Below are 6,448 nucleotides of genomic sequence, written 5' to 3'. Positions count from 1 at the left end.
TGGCGAAGTGGCTGGCGCGGTCGCGGGCGGCGTGCCGCAGGGCGTCGGCGGAGGCGGTGATCTGTCCGGTGCGGGTCCGCAGGCCGGGCAGCAGGCTCGCGACGTGCGCCTTGTCGGGCTCGCTCTCCAGGCGCTTGAGGTCGGCGTCCAGCTCGTGACCGTGGGCGCTGAGCCGCTCGAAGAGGCCGAGGGACTCCTTGAGCGTGGGATCGTCGCCGACGGCGGCCCGCAGGGCGTCCTGGGTGGCGCGCATCGAGCCGCGCAGCTCGAGACGCAGACGGGCGAGCTCGCTCGCGGTGCCGGGCTGGGCGAAGGTACGGGCGCGCAGCGTGGTGTCCTCGACGGCGCGGCGGGCCTGCTCGACCTTGCGGTCGACCCCGCGCTTGGCCGCGCCGACGGCCTTGACCGTCGCGTACGCGCCGAGGGCGAGGAACGCCACGAAGATCAGCACCAAGATCAAGACCACGGCTTCCATGGTGCTCCTCCCACTGTCCGGCTTCCCACCTGCTCGGCTTCCGCCTGCTCGGCTTCCCGCCGCTCGGCGTCCCGCCTGCTCGGCTCTCTCCACGGTAAACGGAGCGGGCAGGCCGGGGGTTCCGGAGCGACCCCCAACCTGCCCGTAGGGAACAACCCTGAGTGCCTTACGCAGGCACGATGTTCACCAGCTTGGGCGCGCGGACGATCACCTTGCGGATCCCGGCACCGGCCAGCGCGGCGACGACCTTCTCGTCGGCCAGGGCGGTCCTCTCCAGCTCCTCGTCGGAGACGGCCGGGGAGACCTCCAGGCGGGCCTTGACCTTGCCCTTGATCTGGACGACGCAGGTGACCGTCTCGTCGACGACGTAGGCCGGGTCGGCGGCCGGGAAGTCGACGTGGACGACGGAGTCGGTGCGGCCCAGCTTGCGCCACAGTTCCTCGGCGACGTGCGGGGCCAGCGGCGCGACCAGCAGCACCAGGCGCTCGGCGACGCTGCGCGGCAGGGCGCCGCCCGCGTACGCCTTGGTCAGGTGGTTGTTCAGCTCGGTGACCTTGGCGATCGCGGTGTTGAAGCGCATGCCCTCCAGGTCGCCGCGGACGCCGTCGATCGCCTTGTGCAGAGCGCGCAGCGTGGCGGCGTCGATGTCGGCCTCGGGGACGTCGGCGACGGTGGTCTCGCCGGTCTCCTCGTCGACGATGTTGCGCCACAGGCGCTGCAGCAGGCGGAACTGGCCGACGACCGCGCGCGTGTCCCAGGGGCGGGACACGTCCAGGGGGCCCATCGCCATCTCGTACAGGCGCAGGGTGTCGGCGCCGTACTCGGCGCAGATCTCGTCGGGCGTGACGGCGTTCTTCAGGGACTTGCCCATCTTGCCCAGCAGGCGGGAGACCTTCTCGCCCTGGTGGTAGTAGGCGCCGTCGCGCTCCTCCACCTCGGCGGCCGGCACGGCGATGCCGCGCGCGTCCCGGTAGACGTAGGCCTGGATCATGCCCTGGTTGAACAGCTTGTGGAACGGCTCGGCGGAGGAGACGTGGCCCAGGTCGAACAGGACCTTGGACCAGAAGCGCGCGTACAGCAGGTGCAGCACGGCGTGCTCGGCGCCGCCGACGTACAGGTCGACGCCGCCGGTGGGCATGCCCTCGCGCGGGCCCATCCAGTACTGCTCGACGGCCGGGTCGACCAGCTGCTCGCTGTTGTGCGGGTCCAGGTAGCGCAGCTCGTACCAGCAGGAGCCGGCCCAGTTCGGCATGGTGTTGGTCTCGCGGCGGAAGCGGCGCGGACCGCGGCCGTCGCCCAGGTCCAGGGTGACGTTGACCCATTCCTGGTTGCGGGACAGGGGCGTCTCGGGCTCGGTGTCGGCGTCGTCGTGCGGGTGCGGGTCACGGCGGGTGTGGGTGCGCAGCCGGGACGTGACGTCCTCCGGCGGCAGGAACTTCGACCAGCGCTCGGGGAACTCCGAGGGCATGTCGGGGTCCTCCGGGTCGGCCGGCTCGTCGGCGCGCGAGGTCGCCCAGGCCACGTACTCGGCGGCGGCCGCGGTGCGGTGCCGTTCGTTGGCGGCGCGCGCGGCGGCGGTGGCGACGGACGGCCAGACCCGGTCGATGGCCGCGTTGACGGCGGCGCCGACGAGCACGGCGAACGCGGAGACACCGATCCACAGGAGCACCGCGACCGGCGCCGCGAGGGACCCGTAGATGGTGGGTCCCTCGATGGTGTTGGTGATGTAGAGGCGCAGCAGGAAGCTGCCCGGGATCCACATCGCGAGGGCGACGAGGGCGCCCGGCACGTCCTCGATCCAGGGCGAGCGGACGGGCACGGACACGTGGTACAGCGTCGTCAGGAACGCGACGGACAGGACCAGGACGACGGGCCAGTACAGGACCTGGACGACCGTCTCCGACCAGGGCACGAGGGCGATCACCGCGTCCGGTCCCGCGATCATCAGCGGCAGCGCGATGGAGCCGACGACGATCCCGGCGAGGAAGAGCAGGAACGCGAGGAGCCGGGTCTTCACGATGCCGCGCACGCCGTCGAGCCCATACATGACGGTGACGGTGTCGACGAAGGTGGAGACGGCCCGGGAGCCCGACCACAGGGAGATGAGGAAACCGATAGAGATGACGTCGGGGCGGCCGCCCTTGATGACGTCGTCGAGAATCGGTTCTGCGATCTCCTTGACGCCCTCGTCGGTGAGGACGGTGCGGGAGGCCTCCAGGATGTTGTCACGCACACCGGCGATGGTGTCGGCGCCGGTCCACGTGTCGACGTAGGCGAGCAGGCCGACGAGCGACAGCAGCAGAGGGGGCACCGAGAGCAGGGTGAAGAACGCGGCCTCGGCCGCGAGGCCCAGGATGCGGTACTCCATGCACGAGTTGACGGTGTCCTTGAGCAGCAGCCAGGCGGTCCTGCGCTTCGACACGTTCCGGTAGAGCGCGCGGGCCCGGTGGAGCCGGCCGGACGGCCGCTGGGGAGATTCACTTGCTGGCTGCACGCCCTAACGTTATCCGGCGCGCGGGAGTGCCCGGGCCGCACGGTGTGCGGGTACGGCACAGGTGCGGCGGTAGGTTCGCGGTCATGGCAGCCAGCACGCACGCGGTGACGAACCAGCCGCCGCCCCTGACGGCGTACGACGTCTTCGGCACCGACCCGGTCCTGGTCGAGGGCGTGGAGCGGCACCTGGACGCGGAGCAGGCGCGGCGGGCCGCCCGGGAGCTGACGGAGCTCGGACGCGCGGCGGGCAGTGCGCAGGCCCGGGAGTGGGGCCGGCTGGCGCAGGCGCAGCCGCCCGTCCTGCGCACCCACGACCGGTTCGGGCACCGCATCGACGAGGTGGAGTTCGCTCCGGCCTGGCACCGGCTGCTCGGCAAGGGGGTCGGCGCCGGGCTCACGTCCGCGGGCGGCGGGCCGGGCGGACGACTGCGGCGGGCCGCCGCGTTCCTGGTGTGGTCGCAGGTGGAACCGGGGCATCTGGACCCGCTGTCGACGACGTACGCTGCGGTCCCCGCGCTGCGCGCCCGCCCGGACCTGGCGGAGCTCTGGGAGCCGAGGCTGACCTCGGCGGTCTACGAGTCCGGACTGCGGCCCGTGTCCGGCAAGGCGGGGGCGCTGCTCGGCCTCGGGCTGACGGAGAAGCAGGGCGGCGGCGAGGACCCGGAAGCCGTGACGACCCGGGCGGAGCCGGTGGCGGGCGGGGCCGGGACCCACCGGCTGACCGGGCACAAGTGGTTCTGCAGCGCGCCGATGTCGGACGGCTTCCTCGTCGTGGCGCGGGCCGCAGAGGGGCCGACGTGCTTCCTGGTGCCGCGCGTCCTGGACGACGGCACGCGCAACGTGTTCGCGCTGCAGCGCCTCAAGGACACCCTGGGCCACCGCGCGAACGCGACGGCCGAGGTGGAGTTCGACGGGACCTGGGCGCACCGGATCGGCGACGAGGGCCGGGCCGTCGCGACGCTGCGGGAGACGGTCGCGGCGGCCCGGCTCGACCGGGCGCTCGGTGCGGCGGCGCTGATGCGGCAGGCCGTCGCGCAGGCCGTGCACCACTGCACGTACCGCACGGCGTCCGGGGTCCCGCTGGCCGGACAGCCGCTGATGCGCAACGTCCTGGCCGATCTGGCCCTGGAGTCGGAGGCGGCGACGACCCTGGTGCTGCGGCTCGCGGCGGCGCACGACCGGGCGGACGCGGGCGACGAGCGGGAGCGGGCGCTGCTGCGGCTCGCGGTCCCGGCGGCGAAGTACTGGCTGACGAAGCGCTGTACGCCGCTGGTGGCGGAGGCCCTCGAGTGTCTCGGCGGCAACGGGTACGTGGAGGACTCGGGACTGCCGGCGCTGCTGCGCGCGGCGCCCGCCGGAGCGCTCCGGGAGGGCCCGGGCAACGTGCAGGCGCTGGAGGCGCTGCGGGTGCTCCAGCAGGATCCCGCGGCGCTGGACGCGTTCCTCCTGGAGGCCGGCCGCAGCCGGGGCGCGGACCACCGGCTGGACGCGGCGGTGCGCGCCCTGCTCACCGAACTCGGCGATCTGGACGGGGTGCAGGCACGGGCGCGGCGGCTGGTCGAGCGGATCGCGCTCGTGCTCCAGGGCTCGCTGCTCGTGCGGTACGCGCCGCCGGACGTGGCGGACGCGTTCTGCGCGGCGCGGCTGGGCGGGGACGGGGGCGCGGCGTTCGGCACGCTGCCCCACCACGCGGCGCTGGCCGAGATCGTGGAGCGGGCGCGGCCGGTGGCGTGACGTCCCCGGGAAGCGGGACGCGGCACGGGCGGAGGGGGGCGGGGGCGCGGGGATGGTGCTGCGCCGACACGGCACCATCCCCGCGGTCAGGCCAGAGGCCCTCGAACGCCGCCTGAACGGCGTTGTTGTCAGTTTCAAACGCCGTACCGTTGGTCGCCAGGGTTGCAGAGGGTTGCAACGTTCCTTCGGAAGCCGCCTCCCCGTGCGGCCCGGAGGTGCACGATGGGCACAGCTGGCCGGACACCGAGGATTCAGTCATGGGCACGGAGTCGACGATCGACCTGGCGCGCTTGTCCGCGATGGACGCGTCGCTCGCGTCGCGGCTGCTCAAGGGCGTACGGGACGCGACGCTCTCGGGGCACCGCCCGCCGGTCAGGCCGCGCCCGGTGATCGGTGAGTCCTGGAGCCGGATGCTGCGCGACGGGGTCGACCCGGACCGGGACGTGCGGCGCGGGCTGCTCGGCGTCGACGAGGTGGAGGAGCGGCGCCGGACCTCGCCGCTGCTGCCGGTGCTGCCGCTGCTGCGCGAGGCGCTGGGCACGGTCGCCGAGGCGGCCCAGCACATCATGGTGGTCAGCGACGCGGACGGCAGGATCCTGTGGCGCGAGGGGCATCCGACGGTGCTGCGCATGGGCGACCGGCTCGGCTTCGAGGTGGGCGCGCACTGGGCCGAGGACGTCGTCGGGACCAACGGGGTGGGCACACCGCTGGTCACCCGCCGTCCGGTGCAGGTGTTCGCCGCGGAGCACTTCGTGCGCTCGCACCATCCGTGGACGTGCACGGGAGCGCCGGTCACCGACCCGCGCGACGGCCGGCTGCTCGGCGTGGTGGACGTGAGCGGTCCGCTGGAGACGATGCACCCGGCGACGCTGTCGTGGGTGAACTCGGTGGCGCAGCTCGCCGAGGCGCGGCTGCGCGAGGAGCACGTGAACGGCCTGGAGCGGCTGCGTGCGGTGGCGGCGCCGGTGCTCGCGCGGCTCGGCGGCCGGGCGCTCGCGGTCGACGCGCACGGCTGGACGGCCGCGGTCACCGGCATGCCGCTGCCCGAGCGGGTGGCGCTGCCCCGGGCCGCCGCGGAGGGCCCCTGCTGGATACCCTCGCTCGGCGCGTGCGCGCTGGCCCCGCTGCCGGGCGGCTGGCTGGTGCTGCCGGACGGGACACCGGAGCCGCCGGCCGCGGCCAGGATCGTCCTCGACGTGAGCCGGCCCCGGCGCTGGTCGGTGCAGGTCTCGGGCACGGCGGGCGTCTGGACGCACGAACTGAGCCCGCGGCACGCCGAGTTGCTGTACCTGCTGGCGCTGCACCGCGAGGGGCGCAGCGCGGCGGGCCTCGCCGAGGACCTGTTCGGCGACCCGGCCCGCACGGTGACGGTGCGCGCCGAGCTGTCCCGGGTCCGCCGCTATCTGGGCGGTCTGATCGCCCACCGCCCGTACCGCCTCCCGGAGGACGCCGACGTCGAGGTGGTGCTGCCGGACGACCCGCGCGGTCTGCTGCCGCACTCGACGGCCCCCGCGGTGATCAGGGCCCGGACCGGCGGGGCCTAGGGCGTGGCCTAGTACGCTCCGCGGCCATGTCCCTGTTCAGATCCGGCAGACCGGTCCTCCCCGCTTCGCTGGCACGGCTCGGCAGGCCCCGTGCCGAGCGCAGGTATCCGCAGCCGCTCAGCGCGCACCAGCTGTGGATGGTGTCGCTGAGCGCGCCCGTGAGCCGGGACCGTGACGTCTCGCGCACGACGCTGTACCCGTT

At 74.0% G+C, this 6,448-nt stretch carries 3 protein-coding genes and 2 pseudogenes; 2 read left to right on the top strand and 3 right to left on the bottom strand.

Translation table 11 applies throughout. The features are described 5' to 3' along the window. From GTW43_RS10780 to GTW43_RS37955, 3 genes and pseudogenes are all read right to left on the bottom strand, one after another. Positions 1-475, bottom strand: a 475-nt coding sequence (locus tag GTW43_RS10780) for a hypothetical protein (protein ID WP_161301429.1), incomplete at its 3' end; no start/stop codon positions are given. A gap of 166 nt (positions 476-641) precedes the next feature. Further along, positions 642-1,844 (bottom strand): annotated as a pseudogene (locus GTW43_RS37960) (class I tRNA ligase family protein); the annotation flags it as partial. 240 nt (positions 1,845-2,084) lie between these two features. Further along, positions 2,085-2,843: pseudogene (locus tag GTW43_RS37955) on the bottom strand (YihY/virulence factor BrkB family protein); the annotation flags it as partial. A gap of 209 nt (positions 2,844-3,052) precedes the next feature. On the opposite strand from GTW43_RS37955, the gene GTW43_RS10770 reads away from it, so the two are divergent. After that, the gene (locus GTW43_RS10770) at positions 3,053-4,702 is read left to right on the top strand and encodes an acyl-CoA dehydrogenase family protein (protein ID WP_161301427.1); all 1,650 of its coding nucleotides are present in this window, start codon (positions 3,053-3,055) and stop codon (positions 4,700-4,702) included. A gap of 257 nt (positions 4,703-4,959) precedes the next feature. Beyond that, the gene (locus tag GTW43_RS10765; RefSeq protein ID WP_161301426.1) at positions 4,960-6,246 is read left to right on the top strand and encodes a GAF domain-containing protein; all 1,287 of its coding nucleotides are present in this window, start codon (positions 4,960-4,962) and stop codon (positions 6,244-6,246) included. The last annotated feature ends 202 nt before the right edge of the window (positions 6,247-6,448 follow it).

It is taken from the genome of Streptomyces sp. SID5785, assembly GCF_009870065.1.
In the GTDB taxonomy this organism is placed as follows: Bacteria; Actinomycetota; Actinomycetes; order Streptomycetales; family Streptomycetaceae; genus Streptomyces.
The sequence above is the reverse complement of the archived record's forward strand: the minus strand, read 5'-3'. Positions and strand labels throughout refer to the sequence as shown.